Genomic DNA, 24,743 nt, shown 5'->3' on the forward strand with positions numbered 1-24,743 from the left:
GGGAAGTTCCATGGGCTGAACGCCGCGACCGGGCCGATCGGCTCACGCAGCACCAGTTGGCGAACGCCTGTGGCGCGCGGCGGGATTACCCGGCCGTAGGCGCGGCGGCCTTCCTCGGCGTACCAGTCGATGTGGTCGCCGGCGCCGAACGCTTCCAGGCGCGCCTCGGCCAGCGGCTTGCCCTGCTCCAGCGTGATCAGCGCCGCGATCTTGTCGGCACGTTCACGCACCAGGTCGGCCGCCCGGCGCAGCACTTTCGAGCGCTCGTAGGCCGAGGTCTTGCGCCAGACCTCGAAGCCACGCGCGGCGGCCGCAAGGGCCCGTTCAAGGTCGCCGGCATCTGCCAGCCCCAGGTGGGCGATGACTTCGCCGGTGGCCGGGTTGAAGACGTCGGCCTGGCGCGGATGGTTACCGGCAGACCACTGCCCGTCGATCAGCAGGGATTGAATGACTCGCATGAATGGCACTTCCTTTACTTTGTTTCTTTTGTAGAAACGTTGTTTTTTTGTACGACACAATCCTAGGGGCGCTCCAGAACCGCTGTCAAGGTCGAAAAAGGCACTTGACCGGGTACGGACAGCCGGCGTAGGTTTATCGCACAGAGAAACACTATTCCTACAAGAGAAATGGAGTACACCTTGATGAGTCTTGCCCAGGCCCTGCTTCACAACTGGAATGCACTGCCGCGCGAAACCGTGCGCAAAGGCGTCGAGCGCGTGGCATTCCGTGGCGACGACACCTTGTGCGTCATGAACTGGCTGACACCCGGCATGGACGTGTTCCCCCACAGCCATACCTTCGAGCAACTGGTCATCATCGTGCAGGGCCGGGTGCGCTTTCACCTTGATGACGAAGTGGTCGAGGGCGGCCCGGGCAGCATGATCCGCATCCCGCCCCACGTGGTGCATTACGCCGAGCCGGTAGGCGATGAAGTGGTAATGAACCTCGACGTGTTTTCGCCAATCCGCGATGACTACCGCCACCTGATCGAGTACCAGGCCGCCGAATTCACCCATGGCAAGGGTAAGCCGGCATGACCTTCGCCCAGCGCCTGCGCCAGGGCCAACCGCTGCTCAGCACCTTCATCAAGACCCCCAGCCACGCGGTGATCGAGATTGCCGGCGATGCCGGGCTGGACGCGGTAGTACTGGACGCCGAGCACGCCCCCTTCGGTACCGCCGCCCTGGACCTCTGCCTGCTGGCCTGCCGCGCGGCACGCACCGGTGGCTTGGTGCGGGTGCCGGACAAACGCCCGGCCACCTTGCAGCAAGCGCTGGACCTGGGTGCAGACGGCCTGGTGCTGCCGCATATCACCAGTGCCGACCAGGCCAGCGCGGTGTTGCAGGCGCTGCATTACCGCGACGGTTGCCGGGGCTTTTCCAACTCGCCCCGGGCCGGTGGCTACGGCCGCGCCAACCTGGCCGAGCACCTGGCCGCCGAAGACGGTCGCCACGCGGTGATCGCCCAGATCGAAGACCGCGAAGCCCTGGACCACCTGCACGACCTGGCCCGGCTGGCGCGCATCGACTGCCTGCTGGTGGGGCGTGCCGACCTCAGCGTGTCGCTGGGTGCCGAGCGCCTCGACGATCCACGCGTGGAAGACGCCGTGAACCGGGTACTGGACGCCGCCCAGGCGGCCGGCAAGCCGACTGGCATGTTCGTGTCCAGCCACGACGACCTGCAGCGCTTTGCTGCCCGTGGCGTGAGCTTCTTCATTCTCGGTTCCGACCAGGCGCTGCTGCGTGCCGGCTGGGGCCAGCAAGTCCGCCAATTCCCCGGGTCGGCCCACTGACCCGTCAGACAACAAGAGAGCCCTGCCATGAATGCCATCATCGACACCCCCACCAGCGAAGCACGCCAGGCGCACATCGAGCGCCTGCTCAAAGGCGCCATCGACCTGCACTGCCACAGCGGCCCCTCGGTCATGCCGCGCTATTGCGACCATGTCGAAGCCATGCGCGAAGCCTCCGAGGCCGGCCTGAAAGCCGTGTTGCTCAAGGACCACTACTACAGTTGCACGCCGGTCACCCACCTGTTGAACAAGCACTTCAGCGAACTGGATGTGCACATGCTGTCCGGGGTGCCGTTGAACAATGCCGTGGGCGGGCTGAACGTACACGCCGTGGAGCACGGCCTGACCCTGGGGGCGAAGCTGGTGTGGATGCCGACCTTCTCTTCGGCCAACCACATAGCCCACCATCACCAGGACGTGAAGTTCGTCGAAAAATTCCCCCAGACCACGCAGCGCATGCTGCAGCCGATTCCGCTGACCGTGCTGGACGAGGCCGGGCGCCTGAAGGACGAGGTCAAGGCCATTCTCGACCTGATCGCCGCACAGGACGTGGTGCTTTCCGCCGGCCACCTGAACATCCGCGAGATCTGGCCACTGTTCGAAGAGGCCCGCCAGCGCGGGGTCAAGCGTTTGCTGGTCAACCACCCGACCTACGTGGTCGACGCCACCCTGGACGACATGCGCCAACTGGCCAAGGACGGCGTGTTCATGGAGCACTCGATGTGCATGTGGGTACCCGGTTCGAAGTTCAAGTTCTACGACGACACCTTCCTGCGCGAGGTGATCGAGGCTGGCACCGTCGACTTGACCATCCTGGGTTCGGACCTCGGCCAGCAGGGCAACCCAGGTATCGCCGACGGCTTTCGCAATGTCATTGGCCAGTTGCTGGACTTGCAGTACAGCGACGCAGACATCCGCAAGATGATCTCGGGCAACGCCGCGCGCCTGATGAACCTGTGAGGGCACGGGCATGACACGACTGACCACGCAGATTGGCCGCTTGACCATGAAAAACCCGGTGATCTGTGGCGCCGGTGAGCAGACCATGACCGCTGCCGCCATCCGCGCTGCACTGGCCACCGGCGCCGGGGCGGTGGTGGCGAAGTCCACCAACGAATCACAGGCCGCCAAGGACCAGTTGGACAAGACCGACTACGTGCTGCTGGACGCGCAGTGGAACCGCCTGCCCTGGAATTTCCGGCCGCCAGCCGAAGCCAGCCTGTTCGGCCGCTCCGGGCTGCTGCAGCGGGGGTTCGACGAGTGGCTGGCAGAGCTGGTGGTGCTGGACCGCGAAGCGCGCGAACAGCAGGCATACGTGGTTCCCAGCCTGATTCTCAGTGACCTGGAGCAGTGCGCCGCGTTTGCCCAGCGCATCGAGCAGGCCGGCTTGCGGGTGCTCGAACTGAATATCGGCGCCCCGCATGGCGAGGAAGCGGCCAAGGGCGCCATTGTGCTGGAGCGCGGTGCAGCGCGGATCGAAGCGATCGTCCGGCGGCTGCGCCAGGCGACCAGCCTGCCCTTGTGGATCAAGCTGACCGGGCAGAGCGAGGACGTGGTGGGCCTTGCCCAGGCAGCGCGCCGTGGCGGTGCCGACAGTGTGGTGCTGATGGGCAGGTTCATGGGTTTCCTGCCGGACCTGGAAACGGGCTTGCCGTTGCTCGGCACCAGTGCGGCGATCGGCGGCAGTTGGGCGCTGCCGCTGACCGCGCGCTGGGTGATGCAAACGCGCAAGGCAATGGCCGACGACTACCCGCTGATCGCCACCAACGGGGCACGCAGCGGGCGCGATGTGGCCCGTTTCCTGTTGGCAGGGGCCTGTGCCACGCAGATGACTTCGGCGGTGTTCACCGGCGGGTACGCGGTACTGGAAGAAGCGGTGCGCGAGCTGGACGCCTATGTGGCGGGGCGCGGTTCCAGCGTGGCCGAGTTGCTTGGCAGCGCCGCCGATCGGGTTGAGACCTACCAGCAGCAACCCAGCCGGCCCGGCTGGTGGGCAGGCTTCGCCCCAAAGTGCCCAGGGTTTCCCGGCTGAAGCAGGTGGGCCGGGAAATCACTGAAAGCTGGCGGTTCCTGGCCCCCTGAAGGTTGCCAGGTTTGCACCGCAGGCCGCCTTGGAACAGAAAGCCGAGGCGGTCCGCGAACAGCATTGCACCACCTTTGCGAATGCAGGCCTTGGCCAAGTATGGATGGTTACTGGCTGCCCTGACGGTCCCATAGCTTCACGGCCTGGCGCGAAGAGCGTTCCGCGAACGACATGGTATGACTGGCTCGGTTCCAGCGCACCTGTGAAACAGATAGCCGCTCAGCCAAAGCCATGAGGTCGGCATCCACGCCGAGCTGACCGTAACAGGCCCCCACATGCATGAGCGCAATGCCCAATGCCCGCTGGTGTGACATGCTGGGGGCACACACACGCACGACCTCTTTGTGCCCTGCACGCACGAAATGGATTTCATACTGGCTGTCCACACCCAGGTCCCTCAACACGCCTTCACAGCGAACGTCTGGAGTTTATCGCTGGCCAGCGCCGGTGGCTGTTGCCCCTATTCAATGGTCAACATTGAGTTTTCCTATTGCCAGCGCCTGGTCCGGCCAGGCTTTCACTGCATGGCCTTTTGACGCTATTTTGCTGAGGTGCCGCTTTACGTCAGGCGCTTGAACATCATAGGAATACCGTCATGCGCACCATTTGGTTCTTGTTACTCCCGGGCACACACATTCTGGACCTCGGCGGGCCGCTGCAGATCATGGCCAGCCTGGAAGAGCTCCGGTTGGCGCCGGTCAGCGTCCGTTGCATCGCAGCCAGACAACAGATGAGCAGCTATCAAGGTGTGACCTTGAGCGGCTTGCATCCCCTGCCCGAACAGCTTTCGCCCGAAGATTTGCTGTTCGTGGTCGGCAACAAGCTGTCTACCAGCCCCAGCGACGCTGCGACCTTGGCCGCAACCGCGCAGTGGCTGGCGAACGTGATGGGGCAAACCCCAGACGTGCAACTCTGTTCCATCTGCACCGGCGCGTTCCTGCTGGGCGAAGCCGGGCTGCTGAACGGCCGTGAATGCACCACCCATCACCGCTATGTCGGCTTGCTGCAGGCACGCTACCCAAAAGCCAAGGTGCTGGAAAATCGCCTTTTCGTGGAGGACGACGGTGTGTTCACCTCGGCGGGCGTGTCCAGCGGCACCGACCTGGCCTTGCATATCGTGTCGCTGCACTTCGGCAAAGCCGTGGCCAACCAGGTGGCCCAGGAACTGGTGATCTACCGTCGCCGTGCTGGCGAAGATGTGCAACTGCGCGCGGCCGACCTGGCACGCAACCACATCCACCCGCTGGTACACGCGGCCCAGGACTATATCGACACGCACCTGGGCAGCAGTTTCAGCTTCGAACAACTGGCCAGCCAGTTCAATGTCAGCTACCGGCACCTGGCACGCCTGTTTCGCGAGAACACGGGGCAAACCCTGCAGGACTACCTGCGCGCCCAACGCATCGACCTGGCCCGTGACCTGTTACGCGGCAGCCGCCTGAATGTGGAACAGATCGCCGAACGTTGCGGTTACGGCAGCAGCCATGCCTTTCGCCTGGCCTGGCGGCGGGAAATGCCGCAACCGCCGCTGCAGTTTCGCAGCGTGATCACCCAGGAAAACACCTAGTATCAGCGACCACTCACGGTGGGGGTGGCGAAACTGTCTGTGAAAAACGCTACCACAGCCTTGCGCGACGCCTCCCGGGCTGCTGGGTCCGGTGCCGAGCGCCCCAAGCCGCCCTGGCCACGGTGCAGGAACGGGTCCTTGTATTCCTGCGCGGCTTCCAGGCCATTGAAGCCATGCTCGGCACCGGGGTAGACCAGCACCGTTGCCCGTGCCTGGTCTTCGGCAGGCAGGCTTGCAACCAATTTGGTACAAGCCTTGGGGTCATCATCGTACTGGTCCTTTTCACCGACCAGCACCAGCAGGCGGGCCGGCGCCAGGTGCTTCAAGTCATAGCCTGGCACACGGTTGTATCCCCAGCACACGGGATAGAACGCTGCCAAGGCTACGGGGCGCACCCCAGAGGCCTGTTGCAGCTCATCGTCGATGGACGCAGACGCGGCGAGCATGGCCTGGGCGCCACCCCATGAAAACCCGAGCACCCCTACCCGCTCGCTATCGACCCCTGGCTGATTGGCCAGGTAAGCCAAGGCCCCCGCCAGGTCCGGCAAGGTATCGTGAACCCGGGGCGGCCGCCCCTGTGCACCGCCAGCCAGCCGGCGCGCGCCCCACATGTCCAGTTCCAGCGTGGCGATGCCGCGGGCATTGAGGTCGGCCGCGTGCAACGGCCCACGTGAGTCCATCCCCGCCGAGCCGTGCAATATCACCACAGCCGGTGCTGGCCCGGCCTGGTTTGCCGGCATGGACAGCACCGCTGGCACCCTGATCGGTTTCAGTTTGCCGGCAGAAGGCAGGGGCTGGCTGTAGAACGAAACCAGCCGTTTGCTGACGCTGGCCACAGTCTCGCCAGCGTCGGATGCAACCTCAGCCTGGGCCGCTGCGAACGGCAGCGCACACCCCAATAACAGGCTGATGGCCAATTTTTTATACATTTAACGACTCCTGAACGCCCCTACGGGCTTTTATTGCTGCTGTTTCACAAAGAACGGACGCCCGTCTCAGCCGCACATCGTCATCGCTGCCACACCCTCTATGGGCCAGCGGCCAAGCGCCAACGGGTCCAGTACCACCATTGCGATCAGCACACAGCACCCCAAGCCGAACGCCACGGCATAACCGCGCACTTGCCGGGCAGTGCACGCGCCATACACCGCGACCAGGGCGAGCAATTGCATGCCCACGGCAAACACCCCAATGGAGAACCCGGAAGCGAGCAGTTCAGCCATTGGCGACCACACTGCGGGGGCGGCCCTGCGCTGCCTGGACCGTGGGTTGGTAGGCCACGGCATCGAAGGCCTGTTGCAGGTCGGCCTTGATATCGCTCACCCGCTCCAGGCCGACGCACAGCCTGATCAACCCGTCGGAAATGCCGGCGTGGCGCCGTGCTTGCGCATCCAGGCGGCCATGGGTGGTGCTGGCCGGGTGCGTGACCATGCTGCGGGTATCACCAATATTGGTGCAGCGCGCCACGCACTGCAGTTGATCGATCCATTGCCAGGCCGCTGCCTGCCCGCCGAAGATCTCGAAACTCAGCAAGCCACCATGGCCGTCCTGTTGCCTGCACGCCAAGGCATGCTGAGGGTGTTGCGCCAGGCCGGTGTAATGCACAGCACTGACCAAGGGTTGTTCGCCAAGCCACTGCGCCAGCTCCAGGGCGCCCTGTTGCACCCGCAGCATGCGGATTTCGAGGGTTTCCAGGCTTTTGAGCAACAACCAGGCATTGAACGGGCTGCAGGAAATACCCAACGTGCGCAACACGCCCCTCAACACCTGCATCAGGCTCTTGGAACCGGTCACTACACCGGCCAGCGCACGCCCCTGGCCGTCCATGTACTTGCCCGCCGAATGGATGACCAAGTCCGCACCCAGGCTGTGCGGGCGCTGGAGCACCGGCGTCAACAGGGTGTTGTCCACCACGACCAGCGCATCCTTGGCGTGCGCCAGCAGGCTGATGGCACGGATGTCACCAATTTTCAGCAGCGGATTGGAGGGGGATTCCAGCACCACCAGGCGGGTCTTGTCGTCGATCGCCTGCTGCCACTGGCCCAGGTCGGTAAGGTCGACGAACCGCGCCTCGATGCCGAACCGCGCCATGTAAACGCTGAAGGCACTGGCAGTGGTACCGAACACATCGCGGCTGCAGACAATGTTGTCACCCTGCTGCAGGAACCCATGGCACAGCGCGGTGAACGCGCCCATCCCGGAAGCGAACGCCACCGCGTCTTCCGCTTGTTCGAGCGCCGCCACGCGGCCTTCGAAGGCTTGCACCGTGGGGTTGGTGAAGCGGCTGTACACATTACCCTGCTGTTGCCCGCTGAAACGTTCTGCAGCCTCTTGCGCCGACGCAAAGGTATAAGCAGACGTCATGGCCAATGGCTCGCAGAAAACATCGGACAAATCGCTGACCCGATTGCTATGCAGCGCCGAAGTTGCGTCAAAGCCGTCCAGGCCAATCGCAGACGATTGCATGGTGCATCTCCTTGTTTGCATTGAACAATGCGCAGTTGATCGGGGCTATTCCGCTTCAGCCACTGGCGGGGCCGAGGCTTCTGCGGCCACGCGTGCCGAAACCAGCCACAGGGAAGCCAGTGCAGCCATCACGGTGGCCGTCGCCAGGCCAACCAGGGTCAACTGGTAGCTTTGATGCCGGTCGAAATCCAGGGCGCCGAGCTGTGTGGCCAGCAACGCACCCAGCTGGTGTACGAGGAACAGCAGGCCAAACACCTTGCCTTTGATTTCGGCGCCATACAGGGCAAAGCAGAATGCTGACGTGAGCACCACCGTACCCAGGTAACTGGCACCGAACAGCACCGCAAACAGGTAGGTACCCAGCGGCCCGGGCGTGGTCAGCAGGACGATCACCGCCGCCGTACGCAGCAGGTAGAACATCATCAGCAGCAGCCCTTTGTTGTAGCGGGTAGCCAGCCACCCAGCCATCAGGCCACTGACCAGTTCCAGCACACCCAGCAAGCTCAGGCCGCTGGCTTGTACCGAACTAGTCAGCCCCTCGCCCTGCCAGAACGACACCAGGTGCACGTCGATGAACGCCATGGTGGCCCCACAGCTGGCGAAGCTGAGGGCCAATACGAAGAACCGCGAATCACGCAACAGAAACGCGACCGAGTGCTTGACCAGCGCCGCCTGCGGGTCGGGCTTGAGCGGAACGGTGCGCGCCACCCAGTACAGCGCCAGGCTCAACGGCACCAGGAAGATCAGGCCGACCCAGGAGAACACCGGCTGCCAGCCCACGCGCTGCTGCAGCATGATCCACAGCGGCGAAAGCACGATGAAGCCGATCGACGTACCATTGGTCACGAAAGCGAAGGCGAAGGCCTTGAAACGCTCTGCGACCAGGCGATCGACCAGAATGCCCATGGGTACGTACGTCATCGCGGCAAGGGCGAAGGCACCCAGCAGGCCATACAACAGGGTGAACAGCATCAGCTGGCTGCCGACCAAGGTCACCCCCAGCAGCACCACCCCTGCACTTACGCTGCCCAGGGCAACCGTGCTCAGCGGCCCAACCCGGTCGCTCAGCCAACCCACCACCGGCGACACCAGGCCAATGGTCAGCACGAACAAAGAACCTGCCGTGGCCAAGGCTGCACGCCCGCCACCAAAGTGCGTGGCCAGGTCGACGAAGTACACTTGGTACAGCCCTTTCAGGGCGCTGGACAGGAACATCACCACGAAGCCGACTACCAGCACCGAGACGATCAGGGTTGAGCTGAATTTCTGTTTCATGGCCAATCCTCTGCGCGGGGTATTACACCGCTTCGGCCTGGGGAGCCCGGCAATACACCTGGTACATGTTTTCGTACATCGCGTAGAACAGCTGGCAGGTGTGATCTACCGCTTGCAACGCCTCTTGTTGCATCTGGGCCGTGGTGCACAGCTGCGAAACCAGATCCAGGCCTTCGTTGACGTGGCCAACGTCTTCCTTCTGGTGCACGGAGAAGAACAGCAAGTCGTGCTCGGTCAGGCCGTACGCCCGGCCGAGCAGCACGTGACGTGCATCACCGGCAACGGTCTCGAGGTTTTGCCCCTCGCTGGCGATCATCACCGCGGCAGCCCCCACGTGGTAACGCGCCGGGTCACGTACCGCCTGCAGGCGGTAGTCGATCAGCTCCCAGGTGGCCGGCAGCGGTTGCTCGGCATCACGCTCGGCATCGCTGATGCCCAGTGCACGCAAGAAATTCTGCATGAGCACCACATGGTTATCGGTACGCGAGAGCCGCCCGGTCTCCTCCTCGAAGCAGTTGGTGATCAGCGCGCGCTTGTGGGCAGGCAGCGGGCAATGGAAGAACAGGTGCTCGACATAAGTCAGGAAGTACTTGGTGAGTTGGTAACCTTGCAGCGCGACCTTGCGCAGCAGCGGCTTGTTGCCTTCAGGTGAAAGCAGGGCTTCGAAGATCGGGTGAGACAGCGTCAGATGGTGGTGCAGTTTCTGCTCCAGCTGATCGCGAAAGGCTGCAGTCGACAAGGCCATGGTGGCGTTCCTTGAATGATGGAAAAGGGGGCCCTTGGCGGCGATGGCCGCAGGCGAACGATTGAGGGCGCTTCAGCTCAGGTTGAGTCGCTGGGCCAGGCTTTGTACTGACTGGGCCATGTAGTGGCCGCGGTGCTTCACACCGTTGACCCGCGCGTAGTCGTCGAGCACGCCGTAGGTCTGAAACCCGAAGCGTTGCCATAGGCGGTGGGCACGGGTGCCTTCGCGTACGTCCAGGGTCAGCAGTTCGATACCCTTCGCCTGGCACAGCCGCACGATTTCCGCGAAGGCCCGGGCCACCAGCCCGGAGCCCCGGTAGTCTGGGTGTACCACGCCTTTGCTCAGGTCAGCGATGTGGCGGCAGTTGGGCATGCTGCTACGGGACAGGATGACCAGGCACGCCGCGCCGGCAGGTGCACGGCCGAGCAAAGCATGGGTATGCCCGCCCTCGATACGCGCCTGCAACGCCGCGGCGAAATCGACACCCTGGTCGGCCGACATCGCCTGCTCGTAGCCCAGCACCCCGCCATCCTCAACCGTGCTGTTGATGAGCTTCATGATGTCCAGTGCAACAGTACGGTCAGCCCGTTGTAGCCATTGCAACTGCGCCTCGGTGGAAACTTGTGGCGCCAAGGAGAGGGAGGTGTTCATGGTGAAATCCCGTGTACGTTCAGGCAGGGATTTAACCGTTTAGGTGTAACGTGGAGTAAGCAGGCAATCGGACAGAAAACGGAAAGATAGTGACAACCCTCAACCTGGCCGGGAACCGCGGCGCAGACGCTGTGCTGCACCGCGCCGCCTGCTCGGCGGGCAGGGTCGCGCACCCGGTTGGTGCCGTGGCATTTTTCAAACGATCCCTGCGCCCTTGCGAACCCCGCCTTACAGCCGGGCTTCAAGCGGCTGCAGCAACCCACGGGGTAACTGGAAGCCCTCGAACGGTTCCTGTGTAATGGGGTTGAACGCTTTTTCAGCGCTGAGCCGGTAGCGCATCACGCCATCACCGGTGCTGAAGCTCAGGTCCACGCTGGTTGCGGTTCGCCCATTGAGCGAACCGCGGCTGAGCAAGCGGAACATCGACCAGGGGCCGCGGTACTCCAGGCGGCTGCTACTGCCGTTCTGCCTGAGCAGGGTCAGGTTACTGCGCACGTGCCGGCCAAGCGTGTTCGGCCAGATGATGCCGGTGAGCTGCCGCGGGCCATGGGTGTAGGCAATCAGCTGGCCGTCAAGGTCCAGCAGGCTGGTGCGCTGGTTAGCGCTGAGCCCCAGCGGCTCGATGCTGAACTGCACGCTCAGGTTGCCACGCTGGTCGAAGAAGGTTTCGCGAATGCGGTTGGCCAGCGCCAACTGCTCGATCACATCGCTGCGGATCAGCGACTGCCCTTGCGGGCCGGCGCGCAGCGCCTCGAGGTTGTCGTGCAGGAATGCCTTCAGGTATTGATCACTGAAGCGCTGCAACCGCCCCTGCGGCCCGAAGAACGCCTCGAAGTCATCCAGCGACGCATCCGGCGCCCTGGCCACGAAAGGGTAACGCCCGGCAAGGCGCTGCTGGAAGAAGCTGTAGACCTCGGTGTCCCAGCGCCGCTCCAGTTCGCGCAGGGCTTCGATGTGCAGCACCCGGGCGGTTTCATCGGCCACCTTCCTGGCGTGGTGATTGAGCGGTTCAGGCAAACCGGTGGCCACCCGTTGCAGGGTGCCGATCGGGTCTGGGCCGGTCATCGCAAAGCGCTGCTGCACCGCTTGCAGCGCGGCCTTGCCCCGGTCTGGGCTGCCCTGCACGGCCTTGGCGTAATCGTGCACGGCCACCATGGCCGCCAGCACTTCATCGTAGTAGCTTGGCTTGTCTTGCGTTGCATGCAGCATCCCGCTCAGCCCCGCAAAAGCCCGCTGGATGGCCCAGGCCTGCTGGCGCTCGGGCTCGCTGCCCTTGGGCATGAGCGTGTCGCTGGCGCTGCCCGTGTCGGGTACCTCAGCCGATGACAGCGAAGTGTTGTCTTTCACCGTAGCCAGCAGCCGGTGCCACGGCGCCGCGGGCCCGGTCAGCTGCTGCAGGACCATTACGCCGTGTTCGAGGTCGTGAAAATCCGCCACCGAAACGGCATTCAATGCACGCCGCCAGCTGTTTATGTAGTCGGCGCTGTACAGGTTGCGCAGACGCTCGCTCAACACTGCCCGGTCAGCGTCCGAGTACTCCAGCTGGCTGCGCTCACCCAGCGCCCACTGGTCGATCATCGCCATGTCGGCGAAGCGTTGGCTGCGGGGCTCGAAGTACTCCTTGAAACCCTTGGCGGTGTGTATCGGCGCCAGTCGCACATCCTCGCCGCTGGCCCCAGCCGAGCGCTGGTATACCACGTCGAACGCGGGACCGACCTGCTGACGCAGATCCACGCCCGTGAGCAGGTGTTCCTGAGCCTGCTGCTTGAGCCCGGCATATACCCGCTCCGGTAACGGCACCTTGCGCAACGCCGCCTGCACCACGGCGATACGCTGGCGGTACTGCGGCAACTCGGTGTCGGCATAGGCCAAGGCGTACTTCAGGTGGCGCATGAGGTCGCGCTGCAGCTGCCCTTGGCCAGGAAACTGTTGCTGCCACTGGCGGGCCATCCATGTCTCGACCCACTCAGGCCGCCGGTTCTGGCGGTCTTCCAGCATACGGTAAACCCGCAGGGCAGCCATTTGCCGTTCACTGCCTGGCGCAGCGGCATCCATGGCGTCGATCACGCCACTGGCCAAGGCCGGCAGGAATCGCCTGGAGAGCAAGCTGAGGTAAGCCTCATCGACACGCGGGCCAATGATACGCCCCTGGTAGAGGCCTAGATCGGAAACACCCGGCCAGGCGGCGCGGTAGTCGCCAAACACCGAAACCGCATCGCGGATCTGGTCCAGCGGCTCCAGCAGGTTGCGCCCGGTCGGGTCCAGGCGCTGATCCACCTGGTGGTGGCTGTACTCCCGGCTTTTGGCGAGCACGTTGGCGGCCTTGGCGCCATTGATGTCGAAAAAGCGCTGCCAGCTGGCTACGGCAACACAGAAAGCCAGCATGCCTACACCCGAGCCGACCCATAACAACCGGCGCTTGCTGCGCGCCACCTTGATGTTGTCTCCGGCAAGCCCCGCCTCCTTGTAGATGACACGCCGGAACGCGTGCTGGATGAAGTAGGCAAACGCTTTGCCTTGCGCCTTGCCCTCCAGCAACGGAAGCGCTGTGTTGTAGGGCTGGGCTGACTCGCGCACGAAGGCATTGAGCACGTCACCTTGCTGAATGACCGAAGACCAGTACACCCCCCGCACCAGGGCGGGTGTGGTGTAGCGGTCACTCGCCAGCGTTTCTTTCAGGAAACCCAGCAGTATCGGGCGCAAGCCGATCAACTGGGCATGCAACGAGAACAGCCGCGCGCGCTGCGGCGCACTGGCCAAGGTATCGAGTCGATCCACCACCTGCTCGAACAGCCGACTGAGCAACTGCTGGTAATGATCGCCATACTCCTCCAGCCAGGCATCGAAGGTGCCGACCGTATCCAGCTTGAAGGTGAAGCCCAGCATGTTTTCCCGCAGGTCGACGGGGAGGCCCGCATAGAGCTGGTCGAAGCCGTCCAGCAGGTCGAATTTGCTCAGTACCACATACAACGGCAGGCGCGAGCCCAACTGGCTGCTGACTTCGTACAGCCGCGTGCGCAGCCTGTGGGCCAAGGCAACACGCTGCTCGGGCGTACCCTGCAATAACGCAGGCAGGTCCACGACCAGCACCATGCCATTGAGTGCCCGCTGGCTGCGATTGTGCACCAGCCAACCCAGCAGGTGCTGCCAGAGCCTGGCGGGTGTAGCCGGTGGCACTTGCGGGGCACCTGGCGCCCCGGCGGGCGAGCCTGCTGGCGAGTCCTGCCTGATAAAGGCCCCGGGCGGATCGATGATCACCGCCTCGTTGCTGACCCACCAGCCTATCGGGAAGGCCAGCGCCTGCGCCTGTGTATCCCGCGCCTGCACCGTGCCGATCCGTGTCAGGGAAAAGCTTTGCTCCGTACGGTCAATGAAACTGGACTTGCCCGCATGTTGGTCGCCTATCACCAGGTACCAGGGCAATCGGTACAGGGCACGCCGCCCTCCGGCACTGCCGAGCAATCGCGCCAGCCCTTGGTCCAAGGCGTTTTCCTGGGCCCGAAGCAACGGCAATACGCTATCCAGCTCTGCGGCCGCCGCCTCGTTGCGCTCTGCCTGAAGGTGCACATAGCGCCTGCGCAGCACCAACAGCCAGCACAGCAGCGGCACCAGTACGAGCACCAGGCTGGCCAGGCTGCGGTGCGCGATGCTGGCAAGCGGATGCTGTTCACGCCATGCCCACTGTGGGCCAAGCCACCAGATGGCGACCAGCAGCAGCACGCTGCCCAGCACAAGCAGCACAGGCATGGCCAGGCCGACTCGAGTCGCCAGGGGCAAAAGCCAACGTTTCAATAGCGTCCATCGTTGATTCATGGCGGGTCCTAGTCCTTGTTCTGATCGGCCAACGCATCAGGCGCGGCATGCTGTTGCAGGCGTTTGAACACCTCCGGCTCCCAGGCACTGGCCATGGTTTGCTGCATGGTTCGGGCAACGCTGGCGCACAGGTCCTGGGCCAGCCACGAGACGCCGCGCGCGGCCAGCAGGTCGGCCGCGATCACGGTGGTGTGGCAGCGCTCACGCGGCGCGCGAATATCTGCCTGCATGGCCTGGAGCCTGAGCAAAACCGGCTCTACCCCACCGCTTTCCAACTGGCTGACAAGTTCTTCGCGCAGGCCCACGAACTCTTGCGCCGTTTCAGCTTGCGGTTGCTGGCCTGCGCCTTTGAGCCAGGCCATGCACTGGTCGTCCAGAAACGCCGTGCCGTCGCTGAAGCACAACTGCTGCAGGGCGGGGATACGCTGGACGAACCGGGCAGTCGCTGCGCGGATGGCTTCGGCCACCTCAGGCATTGCCAACCGTGTGGCGGTGGTGGCCGCAAGGAAGCTGCCGCGTATCCAGAAGGGGCAAGCCGACACGCTTTTTTCGATCCGCTGCAGCAGCGCCGCGTCGAACACGCTGCCGGCAATGGCCTCTTCATAATCGCCGGCGATCTCCAGCGGCACCGCCATCAGCTCGGTGCGGTGACCTTGCCCTGCTTGAGGCGCGGCCTGGATGTGAGCCCACAAGCCGAAGCGACGCAACTGATACCCCGTTGGGTCGTAGGGGTCCTGCTGGTTGATCAGCTCAGCCATGCTCAGCACCGCCCTTCGTGATTCACGCTCGTTGCCGAGGGACACGCGGGGCATGGGTGTGGCGATGACTTCGGCCAGTGGCGCGGGCTTGATGACAGGCGCCGAAGCCCTGGCCGCAGCAGGCTCGCCTGCGCCACTCGCCCGTTCCGAGTGCTTGCGTAGCAGCCGCGCCATATCATCGAGCATGGCGTCGTCCAGCAGGGCCACGGCTTGCAGCTGTTGCAGCCGCAGCAGCGCCTGTTGCGCCCCGGCCGCATGCGCAGGGCTATAGGTGAAACGGTCCAGGCGCGGCAGCGCCTCGTTCAAACGGTTGAGCACCAAGCCAACCAGCTTGCGCTTACCCAGGTAACCCTTGGGCCCTGGCTTGGGATAAGCCGTCTCCCAGTAGCGCTCGACCATGCCGGCCAGCAAGGTCAACGTGAGCGCCCAGCGTTCCCAACAAGCACTGCGAAGCCATGCGGCACTCAGGTGCGCCACGATGCGCAGATGCTTGCACTGTTGCCCCAGGTACTGGCGCGACGCTTCCTCGATGTACACCCAATCGATAGTGGCCTCCTGCAGGCCACCCAGCTTGACCATTTCCTGGTCGATGGCCTGGTAGGTCTCATCCTCCACATCGAACAGGCCGGCCGGTGCTTGCGCGTCGATGGCTGAGAGCAACCGGGCGATTTCCTGTGCATTGACCTCGGCTACCAGCGACATGCCTTGCGCACCTCGCCGATAAGCGGGTCAAGCCCCTGAGCGTCGAAGACCAACCCACCAACGGCAGGGTTTTCGCTGTGCACCTGGATGCGCCGGGCCCCGATCAGCTGCCTGATCTGTTCGATTCCGGGCAGGCCGCGGCCGGCATCGAGCACCTGACCGTTCTCCGTCACCTGCCAGGGCGTCGCGGCGGTGGCGCCACGCTCCCCCTGCAAGCGCACCGTCAGCCGGCTGGCATCCACGGGGTGTGCGGCGATCAGTTGCAACCGGGAGATGTTCTGCAAACAGCTGATTACCAGGTAGGGGTGCGGTGCAGCCGAAGCGATTGCGGGTGCAGAAATCGTCAGCCCCTCGTCTTCACGCGTGAGCCGGAACGTCAAATCGTCGGGATTTCGGCCTGTTTCATAGGCCAGCACCCGACGCACCGTGGGTGAGTCCTGCTCCGGTGCCGACCACTGCGCGGCCACGCGGTGCGCAGGTGTTCCGGCGGATTGATCGAAACAGGCCAGGCGCTCAACGTTGGATACGATGCGCGAGCAATTCTGATCGGCATGCACTGGCAGTGGCATGCAATTGATTATCAGAAAAAGACCTGCGCCAGAGGTATGTTTCGCCAGGCATCGCAATTAAATTCCCTCTCGATAGTACATATGCCCTGTATCAGCTCCGCTGATATTTAAACGCAATCACGGGCACTCTGACCCGCGAGTGGCAAGAGACTAGCTCATAAAAAATCGCAAATACAAACAAATATTTTTTTACACTTTTACCCTCGACTGAATAACAATTTCCGGCGCAAGGTTTTTACGCAAGAGGCAATGACTACCCCCGCTCTTGTTTATATCGTAATCAAGTCTGAAGGAAATTTCCTACAAACTAAATCAGAACTCGCGAACAACTATCAGGAACTTCCCACACAAACCAAGGAGAGATTCTGCGATGGCAAAGCCCACAGGATCGGTTGCACCCAAAGAACGAATCAACATCCGATACGTGCCCGCCACAGGTGATGAACAGGCCGAAGTAGAGCTGCCGCACAAGATGCTGGTGATGGGCGATTTCGGCCTGGATGACGCCCGCGCGCTGGAAGACCGAACGGTCATGCGCATCGATAAACACACCTTCAACAATGTGTTGAATGACGCCGACGTCCGTCTGGCCATGTCGGTGCCCTCCATGCTCACCACGGCTGCCGACGCGGAGCTGGCGGTTCATCTGCAGTTCAGGTCGCTCAATGACTTCGCACCAGACGGTATCGCCCGCCAGGTACCGGAGCTGAGCAAGCTGCTGGAGCTTCGCGAAGCGCTGGTGGCGCTGAAAGGCCCACTGGGCAACGTGCCCGCGTTCCGCAAGCAACTGCAGCACCTGCTGAGCAACGAGCAGGCCCGCAAGCAACTCGCCGAAGAGTTGAACCTGGTGCTTGAGGCGCCAAAAGAAGACTGAGACAACGGAGCGTCCCATGGCAAAGTCAACCAGCACTCCCCTCGCCGCTGAACGGTCGGGCGAAACATTGAGCAGCGCCACGTTGCTCGACCAGATCATGGCCGAAACCAAACTGGTGCCCGCACAAGAGGGCTATCAAGTCGCTCGCCAAGGTGTATCGGCCTTTATTGCCGAAATACTTAAAAGCAATGATCCAGATCAACTCATCAACAAACACCGCGTCGACCAGATGATTGCAGAGCTGGACCGGGTGCTCAGCCGGCAGATGGATGCCATCCTCCATCAGCCGGCATTCCAGGAACTTGAATCTTCATGGCGCAGCCTCAAACTGCTGGTCGACCGCACGGACTTTCGCGAGAACATCAAGCTTGAAGTATTGCATGTCAGCAAAGACGACCTGCTCGATGACTTTGAGAATGCGGCCGATATTACCTGCAGCGGTATGTACAAACACGTTTACACCGCAGGTTATGGGCAATTCGGTGGTGAGCCGGTGGCGGCCATGTTGGGCAACTACCACTTCGGCCCCGCTGCCACAGACATCAAACTGTTGAGTTACATGGCGTCTGTCGGTGCCATGGCGCACGCCCCCTTCCTTGCCGCCCCCGCACCCGATTTCTTCAATTTGAGCAGCTTTGAAGAGCTGCCCAACCTGAAGGAGATCAAAGACATCTTCGCAGGGCCACGGCATGCCAAGTGGCGCGCCTTCCGCGAAAGCGAAGACGCTCGGCACGTTGCGCTGACCGGGCCACGTTTCATGCTCCGCTCGGCCTACCACCCTCAGGAACAGCCGATCAAAACCTTCAACTACGAAGAAAACATCGACGGGCGACACGACAACTACCTGTGGGGCAACTCCGCTTTCCTGCTGGCCAGCTGCATCAACGACAGCTTTGCCCGCTACCGGTGGTGCCCGAACATCATTGGCCCGCAGTCCGGTGGCGCCGTCGAGGACCTGCCCGTGCATCTGTATGAGGCGCTGGGGCAACTGCAAGCGAAAATTCCAACCGAGGTGCTGATATCCGACCGCAAGGAATTCGAGCTGGCCGAAGAAGGCTTCATCGCCTTGACCATGCGCAAGGACAGCGACAACGCCGCGTTCTTCTCGGCCAATTCGGTCCAGAAACCGAAGCAGTTTCCCAAGACGCCGGAAGGCCTGCAGGCCCAAACCAACTACAAGCTGGGCACGCAACTGCCCTACTTGTTCATCGTCAATCGCCTGGCCCATTACATCAAGGTGCTGCAGCGCGAGCAGATCGGCAGCTGGAAGGAACGTCGCGATCTTGAGTCCGAGCTGAACAAATGGATCAGGCAGTACGTCGCCGACCAGGAAAACCCTTCGGCCGATGTGCGCAGCCGTCGCCCATTGCGGGCCGCGAAGGTCGTGGTTTCGGACGTTGCCGGGGATCCGGGCTGGTACCAGGTCTCGCTCGCCGTGCGCCCGCACTTCAAATACATGGGCGCAAATTTCGAGATCTCGCTGGTTGGCCGGCTTGATACCGAATGAGTGGTTTTTTCAATCGCTTGGTGACGGACCCGTCTGTTACCCGCACGCCTTCCCGGCAAGAAAACGCTGCCGAAAAGATTGCCGCCATCAAGCGCCACCTTGAAACGCTACTCAATGCACGTCAGGGCTGCTCACAAAGCAGCCCTGAACTGGGCCTGCATGACTTCAACGGGCATGCCACAAGCAGTGGCGACCTGTTGAAGCAAGTGAGTGCCGACATACGCCGCACCATTCAGCGCTTCGAGCCGCGCGTGCACGTGCGCGCGCTCAAGGCCATGCCCGCGTGTCACGCCCCGCTGGAGCTGCATTTCAGGCTGGACTGCCTGGTGCAGGTCAACAACCACCACGAGCAGCTGCAACTGGAGCTGCTGGTCAACGGCCATAGCCGCCATACCCGAGTGAGGTGACCGATGTCACTCAAGGATCGATTCAGCGAAGAGTTGCGTTACCTGCATGAACTGGGCAACGACTTCGCTACCGACAACCCACAACTTGCCCGGCTGCTGGGCAAAGGTGGCAGCGACCCGGACGTCGAACGGCTGATGGAGGCTTTTGCCTTCCTCACCGCCAAGTTGCGCCTCAAGCTGGAGGATGACCTGCCAGAGCTGACGCAGCCCATGCTGCAGTTGCTGTGGCCCAATTACCTGCGGCCCCTGCCGAGCGCCACGATCATCCAGTTCACGCCACTCAAGCAAGCGCTCAGCCAATCACACTGCATTCCCAAGGGCTCACCGTTGTTCTCCAGGCCCGTGGATGGCGTGCCTTGTGAATTTCGTACGTGCACGGCCGTGGACATCCACCCGTTCGAGATCGAATCGGTCAGCGCTACCCAGACGCTCGACAGTTCGGTAGCACGCATCGAACTGCGCACCCTGGTCGAGCGCCCCTTGAACACCCTCGGCTGCGACAGCCTGGATTTCCACTTGAGCGGTGATGACAAGACAGCCCGCACGCTCTACCTGTGGCTTGCTCAATACCTCAAGCATGTGGCGGTAACGATCGATGGCCAAGTGCACCGGTTGCCGGCCAGCAGCATCATCTTTCCGGGCTTCAGCGCGAACGAAGGGTTGCTGCCGTATCCGCAGAACGTCTTCGATGGCTATCGGATCCTGCAGGAATACTTCGTTTTCGCGAAGCGCTTCCACTTCTTCAGCGTTAGCGCACTGCAGAAAGTCTGGCCCGATCAAGCGACTCGGCAGGTGGGCATCGAACTTCACTTCACCCGCCAGCTCCCTGCCTCGTTGCGTATCGGCATGGCGGATTTGCGCCTGTTCTGCACGCCGGCGGTCAACCTGTTCAGCTACAGCGCCGAACCTATCGACCTCTCCAATCGGCAGGCCCCTGCCGAGCTGACCCCCAGAGGGAAAGAACGGCATGCGTATGAGATTTTCAGTGTCGACAAGGTGGTCAGCACCCGCACCACAACAGACGGCAGCACCGGCGAACACCTACGCACGTTCCGCCCGTTCGAATCGTTCGCCCATGAGATCGAGCATGCTCAAGGGCGCACGGCGTTGTACTACCGCTACACCCTCGAGGAGTCCTTGCGCGGCGAGGGCGTCACACATCGCATCGCCTTCGTGCGTGCCGATGCCAACGCTTACACCGGTGAGCTGGAAACGGCGTCCATCGACCTGACCTGCACCAACCGCGATCTGCCCCTGGCGTTGGGCGTCGACGACATCGATGTGATTTCCGAAGCCACGCCAGCGCTGACCACCTACACCAACATCTGCAAACCCACCCGCCCCTACCGGCCAGTGCTGGATGGCCAGTTGCAGTGGGCGCTGGTTTCCAACATGTCGCTCAACTACCTGTCGCTGCTGTCTGCCGAGCCGCTGAAGGCGGTGATTCGTGCCTATGACTTCGTGGCCTTGCACGACCTGCAGCAGACACGCACGACCCACAAGCGCCTGGAAGGCATTCGCGATGTTCAGACCGAGCCTCTGGATTGGCTGATCAAGGGCCAGCCCATTCGCGGGCTACGCACACGGCTGAAGCTGGACCAGGCCGCCTTCCTGTGCGAAGGCGACCTGTACCTGTTCGGCTGCGTGCTGGCGCACTTCTTCGCCCTGTACGCCAGCATCAATTCCTTCCATCAACTGGAAGTGATCAACATCACCAACAACGAGCACTACACATGGCCCATCCAGACCGGCAAACAACCGCTGATCTAGCCGACAGGCTGCTCGCCGAGGCACACCAGTACAACTTCTACCAGTTGCTGGAGCGCCTGCACGGCTTGCATGGGGATGACCTGGAACCGCGCTGGCCGGACCAGGCCACCCGGCTGCGCGTGCGGCTGGCCTGTGACCCACGGCTGACGTTTCCGGTTTCCGACGTGTACAAAGCCGAACGCATGCCCGGGGCAGAAGACCGCTACCGCGTGTGCGCCACCTTCATGGGCCTGCATGGCACTGACTCACCCTTGCCTGCCTACTACCTGGAGCAGGTGGCCTACGAGCATGCGCAGGGTATCGGTGTGCGGCCAGCCTTTTTCGACTTCTTCAACCACTACCTGCTCAGCCTGCTGCACCGCGTGTGGCGCAAGTACCGCTACTACATTCGCTTCCAGCCAGGTGCCAGCGATGGCTTCTCCCAGTACATCTTTGCCCTGCTGGGGTTGAATGACAAACAACTGCGCGGCGACACGCCGTTGCCGTGGAGCCGACTGCTCAGCTTCGCCGGTGTCATCGCCAGCCGCAGCCGCGCACCGGGCACCGTCGCGGGCATCATCGCCCACTGCTTCGACCTGAAACAGGTGCACATCAGGGAGTTCGAGACCCGCTCGGTGCCTACGACAAACCGGCAACTGGTAAGCCTTGGCTGCAGCAACGGCGAGCTGGGCACTTCGTTCCTGGTCGGCAGCCGCACGCGAACGCGCAGCAGCAAGTTCACCATCGTGATCAGCGAGCTGGACCAAACCCAACTGCGTGGCTTGCTGCCCAGCGGCATCAACTTCAATCGCTTGCGCGCCTTGATCGACTTCCTGCTGCGCGATGGGTTGGCCTACGACCTGGAATTGCGGCTGCAGCAGAACGCGCTGTCGCCCTTCTGCCTGCACCCGCGCCAAGGCGCCCACTTAGGCTGGACCAGCTTCACCGATGACCGCCATGGCCAGATCAGCCCCGTGGTGCGCTTTCGGGGGCGCTCATGAGCACATTGACCTTGAACATTACCAACCTCGACCAGTTGCAGCACAACGTCACGGCCCGGCACACATTCGATCGCGCAGGCGGCACCATCGGCAGCGTAGGGGCCGCATGGCTGATCAATGACGGTGCACAGAGCGTGGCACCGATCCACTGCGAGATCCGTTGGCTGGAAGGTAGCTTCTGCGTCATCGACCGCTGCGGGCGCACCTACCTGAACGACAACCTGGGCAGCCTGGGTACGCGGTCAGCCAGGCGGCTGCTTGAGGGCGACCGGCTTCGGGTCGGCGCTTATCGGCTGTTGGTCCAGCTGTCGCCAGCGGATGCCCGTTCGCTGGAGGCGTTATTCAACCCCGACTCACGGGTGCTCGACCAATTCATCCTGGATGCACCTGCAGAGCGTTGGCCTGCCCAGCCCGCAACGGCCCCGGTCGCCGAGATTTGCTCGGTATTCGCCCAAGGTATGGGCAACGATCCCTTGGCAGCACTGGACGCGGTGACGCAAGCCACGGCGCAGGACCCACTGGACCGCCTGGTTGCAGGAGAACGCCCATGACGCGTCATTCACTGGTGGCCGGGCTTCTGGCAACCCTGATCGGGCTCTCGGGCTGCACCGCCCTGGGCAAAATGGGCCAAGTGGCGCTGAACCCTTCGATACCCGTCGGGCCACCCAAGGATCACCCTACCGAAATTGCTTTCAGCATCAACGCCAGCCCCACACTCAACAGCAACCCCAGCAGTGTGGTGGTGCTGGCCGAGCAAGAAAGCAGCCTGGCCCCCAGCCCCTACGCAGTCACCTTGAGCGCGGGCGACCCCTACGCCCTGGCCGAGAAGGTCGGCACCCTGTTCGAGTTTCTGCAGGAGCAGTACCCGGCCGCCTCGCCTGTCGAGTTACCAGAGGAGGAGGCCGATCTCCCGCTTCGCTCGCCCTTCGAGCACAGCACACCCGGCCGCTACGAAGACGCGAACATGGTGCTGACCTTACCGCGCAGCACCACGCCGGCCACCGAAGCGGTGGCTACGCCCATGGCTATCAAGATCCTGCAACTGCGCGACGACTCATTGCTGCGCAACAGCCTTTATGAGCTGCTGGACAAAGACCCCGCCAAGGCGCTGCGCAGTACCTATATTCGCGATGACGATTACCTGCTGCACCCTGGGCAGTTCAAGTTCATTCCCTTTACCGCCATCGAGCCCGAGACCCGCTTCGTTGCCGTGATCGCCGATTACCGCAACCAGGACGATGCCACCTGGAACCAGGTACTGCGCATTCCACCGCGGGGCCACCAGATCATCCTGTCGGTGTTGCTCAACGACACGCAGGTTTTGCTCAAGGAGCAAGACTGATGGCGCCTGCAACCCTGCCCTTCTCGCTCACTCACGCTGACACGGAGCGCTCATGAGTTCACGTAATCCCGTCCTGTGGCCTGAAGGCCTGTTCGTCAAACCGCAGCATTTCCAGCAAGCTACCCGCGCCGCTGAAGCAGCCCAGCACCAACGTTTTGCCAGCCTGAACGCGGCCTTTTATGGCTTCAGCGAGCTGCAACTGAACGAGGAATACCTGAGCCTGGGCAAGGTCGCGATCACCCGCGCCCGCGGCATCATGCCGGACGGTACGGTGTTCGACATCCCGGCAGACCTGCCGCCGCCGCCGCTGGAAATCGACGACGACGGCGCAAAGGACAGCGAGGTTTACCTGTGCCTGCCGCTGCGCACCGAGGGCGGTCGAGAGGTGAGTTGGCCCGACAACGCCGCCAATTTCCGCTACAGCGCTCAGCCCCAGGAAATCAAGGACACCCACAGCGCCGATGGCGACCTGGCCCAGGTCGATCTGGCAGTGCCCAACCTGCAACTCAAGCGCAAGGCTGACGACAGCAGCGCCTACACCCGCCTGGCACTGGCACGTATCCTGGAGCGGCGACCCGATGGCAGCCTGCAACTCGACGAAGGGTTCTACCCGACCAGCGTCTCGGTACGGGCTGTGCCCGCACTGCAGCGTTACCTCGAAGAAATCACCAACACCCTGCGCGAGCGCTCACGCAACCTGGCCAGCCGAATCGGTGCTGCTGGCCAATCCGGCATCGCCGATATCCGCGACTTCAACCTGTTGCAAGCCATGAACCGCTGGTGGCCGTGCTTCCAGCACCTGGCCAGGCAGGGGCAGACACACCCTGAGCAGCTGTACCTGCACATGAGCCAGGCGTGCGGCGAGTTCGTGACCTTCACCGACGAAAGCCGGCTGCCTGCCGAGTACCCCGCCTACCAGCACAGCGCATTGCGTGCGTCGTTCAAACCCCTGCAGGATACGTTGCGCCGCGCCCTGGGTACGGTCCTGCAGCCGCGGGCGGTCTCTCTACCGCTGAACGCGCTCGATTACGGGGTAATGACGACGACGCTCGAAGACCGCCGCCTGATCGATGACGCGGACTTCATCCTTGCCGTGCGTGCAGACATGCCGCCGCCGACCTTGCGCCAACTGTTCATGCAGAAGGCCAAGGTCACGTCCCTGGAAACCTTGAATGACCTGGTGCACAAGCAACTGCCCGGTATTGCGCTACAGCCGCTGCCGGTGGCGCCGCGCGAGCTGCCCTTCCATGCGGGCTTCAGCTATTTCGGGCTCGACCGCCGCGACCCGGCCTGGGCCTGCATGAACACGGCCAACGGTTTCGGGATTCATATCGCCGGGGAATTCCCCGGGCTCGAGTTGCAGTTCTGGGCAATCAGGAGTGAGTGAAATGCACGCGAACGACCACCCGGGCGATGGCAGCGCACCTGCGAAAGTCGAGCAG

At 62.9% G+C, this 24,743-nt stretch carries 24 protein-coding genes; 13 read left to right on the plus strand and 11 right to left on the minus strand.

Features of this window, described 5'->3' with window-relative positions; all coding sequences use genetic code 11:
- Nucleotides 1-458 (minus strand): aldehyde dehydrogenase family protein (locus GYA94_RS15535; RefSeq protein ID WP_161892645.1); only part of this gene is annotated, 458 nt, incomplete at its 3' end.
- A gap of 183 nt (nucleotides 459-641) precedes the next feature.
- On the opposite strand from GYA94_RS15535, the gene GYA94_RS15540 reads away from it, so the two are divergent.
- The 4 genes from GYA94_RS15540 to GYA94_RS15555 are packed head-to-tail and all read left to right on the plus strand — an operon-like array spanning nucleotide 642 to nucleotide 3,824.
- A complete protein-coding gene (locus tag GYA94_RS15540) occupies nucleotides 642-1,037 on the plus strand; it encodes a cupin domain-containing protein (protein ID WP_054911793.1) in 396 nt (131 codons plus the stop codon).
- The gene (locus GYA94_RS15545; RefSeq protein WP_161892646.1) at nucleotides 1,034-1,792 is read left to right on the plus strand and encodes an HpcH/HpaI aldolase family protein; all 759 of its coding nucleotides are present in this window, start codon (nucleotides 1,034-1,036) and stop codon (nucleotides 1,790-1,792) included. The genes GYA94_RS15540 and GYA94_RS15545 overlap by 4 nt, the downstream gene beginning before the upstream one ends.
- 27 nt (nucleotides 1,793-1,819) lie before the next feature.
- Nucleotides 1,820-2,752 (plus strand): DUF6282 family protein, encoded by a 933-nt coding sequence (locus GYA94_RS15550; RefSeq protein WP_054911795.1) that lies wholly within the window; start codon nucleotides 1,820-1,822, stop codon nucleotides 2,750-2,752.
- Nucleotides 2,753-2,762: 10 nt separating this feature from the next.
- The gene (locus tag GYA94_RS15555) at nucleotides 2,763-3,824 is read left to right on the plus strand and encodes a beta/alpha barrel domain-containing protein (protein ID WP_161892647.1); all 1,062 of its coding nucleotides are present in this window, start codon (nucleotides 2,763-2,765) and stop codon (nucleotides 3,822-3,824) included.
- 158 nt (nucleotides 3,825-3,982) lie between these two features.
- Here the strand turns inward: GYA94_RS15555 and GYA94_RS15560 are convergent, their stop codons facing one another.
- Nucleotides 3,983-4,261: a hypothetical protein gene (locus GYA94_RS15560; RefSeq protein WP_161892648.1), complete on the minus strand. Its 279-nt coding sequence runs from the start codon at nucleotides 4,259-4,261 to the stop codon at nucleotides 3,983-3,985.
- A 209-nt stretch (nucleotides 4,262-4,470) separates the two neighbouring features.
- On the opposite strand from GYA94_RS15560, the gene GYA94_RS15565 reads away from it, so the two are divergent.
- Nucleotides 4,471-5,442 (plus strand): GlxA family transcriptional regulator, encoded by a 972-nt coding sequence (locus GYA94_RS15565; protein ID WP_054911798.1) that lies wholly within the window; start codon nucleotides 4,471-4,473, stop codon nucleotides 5,440-5,442.
- Between the two features lie 2 nt (nucleotides 5,443-5,444).
- Here GYA94_RS15565 and GYA94_RS15570 read toward each other — a convergent pair whose 3' ends face one another.
- The 9 genes from GYA94_RS15570 to vasI form a co-directional block, all read right to left on the minus strand.
- A complete protein-coding gene (locus GYA94_RS15570) occupies nucleotides 5,445-6,371 on the minus strand; it encodes a dienelactone hydrolase family protein (RefSeq protein WP_161892649.1) in 927 nt (308 codons plus the stop codon).
- 66 nt (nucleotides 6,372-6,437) lie between these two features.
- The gene (locus tag GYA94_RS15575; protein ID WP_054911800.1) at nucleotides 6,438-6,665 is read right to left on the minus strand and encodes a hypothetical protein; all 228 of its coding nucleotides are present in this window, start codon (nucleotides 6,663-6,665) and stop codon (nucleotides 6,438-6,440) included.
- Nucleotides 6,658-7,908 (minus strand): aminotransferase class I/II-fold pyridoxal phosphate-dependent enzyme, encoded by a 1,251-nt coding sequence (locus tag GYA94_RS15580; RefSeq protein WP_047149823.1) that lies wholly within the window; start codon nucleotides 7,906-7,908, stop codon nucleotides 6,658-6,660. Before GYA94_RS15580 ends, GYA94_RS15575 begins: the two co-directional genes overlap by 8 nt.
- A gap of 45 nt (nucleotides 7,909-7,953) precedes the next feature.
- Nucleotides 7,954-9,183 (minus strand): MFS transporter, encoded by a 1,230-nt coding sequence (locus tag GYA94_RS15585; RefSeq protein ID WP_161892650.1) that lies wholly within the window; start codon nucleotides 9,181-9,183, stop codon nucleotides 7,954-7,956.
- 22 nt (nucleotides 9,184-9,205) lie between these two features.
- Complete coding sequence (locus GYA94_RS15590; protein WP_009686353.1) at nucleotides 9,206-9,928, minus strand: iron-containing redox enzyme family protein; 723 nt, start codon at nucleotides 9,926-9,928, stop codon at nucleotides 9,206-9,208.
- 72 nt (nucleotides 9,929-10,000) lie between these two features.
- Complete coding sequence (locus GYA94_RS15595) at nucleotides 10,001-10,579, minus strand: GNAT family N-acetyltransferase (protein ID WP_161892651.1); 579 nt, start codon at nucleotides 10,577-10,579, stop codon at nucleotides 10,001-10,003.
- A gap of 228 nt (nucleotides 10,580-10,807) precedes the next feature.
- Nucleotides 10,808-14,392 (minus strand): type VI secretion system membrane subunit TssM, encoded by a 3,585-nt coding sequence (tssM, locus tag GYA94_RS15600; RefSeq protein ID WP_161892652.1) that lies wholly within the window; start codon nucleotides 14,390-14,392, stop codon nucleotides 10,808-10,810.
- Nucleotides 14,393-14,400: 8 nt separating this feature from the next.
- Complete coding sequence (gene tssA, locus GYA94_RS15605; protein WP_110679252.1) at nucleotides 14,401-15,852, minus strand: type VI secretion system protein TssA; 1,452 nt, start codon at nucleotides 15,850-15,852, stop codon at nucleotides 14,401-14,403.
- A complete protein-coding gene (gene vasI, locus GYA94_RS15610) occupies nucleotides 15,840-16,421 on the minus strand; it encodes a type VI secretion system-associated protein VasI (protein WP_009686348.1) in 582 nt (193 codons plus the stop codon). Before vasI ends, tssA begins: the two co-directional genes overlap by 13 nt.
- Nucleotides 16,422-16,791: 370 nt before the next feature.
- On the opposite strand from vasI, the gene tssB reads away from it, so the two are divergent.
- Genes tssB through tssK form a run of 8 tightly spaced genes read left to right on the plus strand, consistent with a single transcriptional unit; the run spans nucleotide 16,792 to nucleotide 24,688 of the window.
- The gene (tssB, locus tag GYA94_RS15615) at nucleotides 16,792-17,295 is read left to right on the plus strand and encodes a type VI secretion system contractile sheath small subunit (RefSeq protein WP_009686347.1); all 504 of its coding nucleotides are present in this window, start codon (nucleotides 16,792-16,794) and stop codon (nucleotides 17,293-17,295) included.
- 16 nt (nucleotides 17,296-17,311) lie between these two features.
- On the plus strand, nucleotides 17,312-18,802 hold the full coding sequence (gene tssC / locus GYA94_RS15620; RefSeq protein ID WP_110679250.1) for a type VI secretion system contractile sheath large subunit: 1,491 nt from the start codon (nucleotides 17,312-17,314) through the stop codon (nucleotides 18,800-18,802).
- Complete coding sequence (gene tssE / locus GYA94_RS15625) at nucleotides 18,799-19,209, plus strand: type VI secretion system baseplate subunit TssE (RefSeq protein ID WP_110679249.1); 411 nt, start codon at nucleotides 18,799-18,801, stop codon at nucleotides 19,207-19,209. Before tssC ends, tssE begins: the two co-directional genes overlap by 4 nt.
- A gap of 3 nt (nucleotides 19,210-19,212) precedes the next feature.
- Complete coding sequence (gene tssF / locus GYA94_RS15630; protein WP_110679248.1) at nucleotides 19,213-20,979, plus strand: type VI secretion system baseplate subunit TssF; 1,767 nt, start codon at nucleotides 19,213-19,215, stop codon at nucleotides 20,977-20,979.
- Nucleotides 20,943-21,959 (plus strand): type VI secretion system baseplate subunit TssG, encoded by a 1,017-nt coding sequence (gene tssG, locus GYA94_RS15635; RefSeq protein WP_110679247.1) that lies wholly within the window; start codon nucleotides 20,943-20,945, stop codon nucleotides 21,957-21,959. Before tssF ends, tssG begins: the two co-directional genes overlap by 37 nt.
- Nucleotides 21,956-22,510, plus strand: coding sequence for an FHA domain-containing protein (locus GYA94_RS15640; RefSeq protein WP_110679246.1), 555 nt, complete (start codon nucleotides 21,956-21,958; stop codon nucleotides 22,508-22,510). The genes tssG and GYA94_RS15640 overlap by 4 nt, the downstream gene beginning before the upstream one ends.
- The gene (gene tssJ, locus GYA94_RS15645) at nucleotides 22,507-23,301 is read left to right on the plus strand and encodes a type VI secretion system lipoprotein TssJ (RefSeq protein ID WP_161892653.1); all 795 of its coding nucleotides are present in this window, start codon (nucleotides 22,507-22,509) and stop codon (nucleotides 23,299-23,301) included. Before GYA94_RS15640 ends, tssJ begins: the two co-directional genes overlap by 4 nt.
- A 52-nt stretch (nucleotides 23,302-23,353) precedes the next feature.
- Complete coding sequence (gene tssK, locus GYA94_RS15650; RefSeq protein WP_161892654.1) at nucleotides 23,354-24,688, plus strand: type VI secretion system baseplate subunit TssK; 1,335 nt, start codon at nucleotides 23,354-23,356, stop codon at nucleotides 24,686-24,688.
- The last annotated feature ends 55 nt before the right edge of the window (nucleotides 24,689-24,743 follow it).

Source organism: Pseudomonas juntendi, from assembly GCF_009932375.1.
GTDB classification, from domain to species: Bacteria; Pseudomonadota; Gammaproteobacteria; order Pseudomonadales; family Pseudomonadaceae; genus Aquipseudomonas; species Aquipseudomonas juntendi.

Excerpts from the sequence above, each read along its gene's own strand:
- GYA94_RS15540 (WP_054911793.1), top strand. The coding sequence starts at position 642 with ATGAGTCTTGCCCAGGCCCTGCTTCACAACTGGAATGCACTGCCGCGC.
- GYA94_RS15545 (WP_161892646.1), top strand. The coding sequence starts at position 1,034 with ATGACCTTCGCCCAGCGCCTGCGCCAGGGCCAACCGCTGCTCAGCACC.
- GYA94_RS15550 (WP_054911795.1), top strand. The coding sequence starts at position 1,820 with ATGAATGCCATCATCGACACCCCCACCAGCGAAGCACGCCAGGCGCAC.
- GYA94_RS15555 (WP_161892647.1), top strand. The coding sequence starts at position 2,763 with ATGACACGACTGACCACGCAGATTGGCCGCTTGACCATGAAAAACCCG.
- GYA94_RS15565 (WP_054911798.1), top strand. The coding sequence starts at position 4,471 with ATGCGCACCATTTGGTTCTTGTTACTCCCGGGCACACACATTCTGGAC.
- GYA94_RS15570 (WP_161892649.1), bottom strand. The coding sequence starts at position 6,371 with ATGTATAAAAAATTGGCCATCAGCCTGTTATTGGGGTGTGCGCTGCCG.
- GYA94_RS15575 (WP_054911800.1), bottom strand. The coding sequence starts at position 6,665 with ATGGCTGAACTGCTCGCTTCCGGGTTCTCCATTGGGGTGTTTGCCGTG.
- GYA94_RS15580 (WP_047149823.1), bottom strand. The coding sequence starts at position 7,908 with ATGCAATCGTCTGCGATTGGCCTGGACGGCTTTGACGCAACTTCGGCG.
- GYA94_RS15585 (WP_161892650.1), bottom strand. The coding sequence starts at position 9,183 with ATGAAACAGAAATTCAGCTCAACCCTGATCGTCTCGGTGCTGGTAGTC.
- GYA94_RS15590 (WP_009686353.1), bottom strand. The coding sequence starts at position 9,928 with ATGGCCTTGTCGACTGCAGCCTTTCGCGATCAGCTGGAGCAGAAACTG.
- GYA94_RS15595 (WP_161892651.1), bottom strand. The coding sequence starts at position 10,579 with ATGAACACCTCCCTCTCCTTGGCGCCACAAGTTTCCACCGAGGCGCAG.
- tssM (WP_161892652.1), bottom strand. The coding sequence starts at position 14,392 with ATGAATCAACGATGGACGCTATTGAAACGTTGGCTTTTGCCCCTGGCG.
- tssA (WP_110679252.1), bottom strand. The coding sequence starts at position 15,852 with ATGTCGCTGGTAGCCGAGGTCAATGCACAGGAAATCGCCCGGTTGCTC.
- vasI (WP_009686348.1), bottom strand. The coding sequence starts at position 16,421 with ATGCCACTGCCAGTGCATGCCGATCAGAATTGCTCGCGCATCGTATCC.
- tssB (WP_009686347.1), top strand. The coding sequence starts at position 16,792 with ATGGCAAAGCCCACAGGATCGGTTGCACCCAAAGAACGAATCAACATC.
- tssC (WP_110679250.1), top strand. The coding sequence starts at position 17,312 with ATGGCAAAGTCAACCAGCACTCCCCTCGCCGCTGAACGGTCGGGCGAA.
- tssE (WP_110679249.1), top strand. The coding sequence starts at position 18,799 with ATGAGTGGTTTTTTCAATCGCTTGGTGACGGACCCGTCTGTTACCCGC.
- tssF (WP_110679248.1), top strand. The coding sequence starts at position 19,213 with ATGTCACTCAAGGATCGATTCAGCGAAGAGTTGCGTTACCTGCATGAA.
- tssG (WP_110679247.1), top strand. The coding sequence starts at position 20,943 with ATGGCCCATCCAGACCGGCAAACAACCGCTGATCTAGCCGACAGGCTG.
- GYA94_RS15640 (WP_110679246.1), top strand. The coding sequence starts at position 21,956 with ATGAGCACATTGACCTTGAACATTACCAACCTCGACCAGTTGCAGCAC.
- tssJ (WP_161892653.1), top strand. The coding sequence starts at position 22,507 with ATGACGCGTCATTCACTGGTGGCCGGGCTTCTGGCAACCCTGATCGGG.
- tssK (WP_161892654.1), top strand. The coding sequence starts at position 23,354 with ATGAGTTCACGTAATCCCGTCCTGTGGCCTGAAGGCCTGTTCGTCAAA.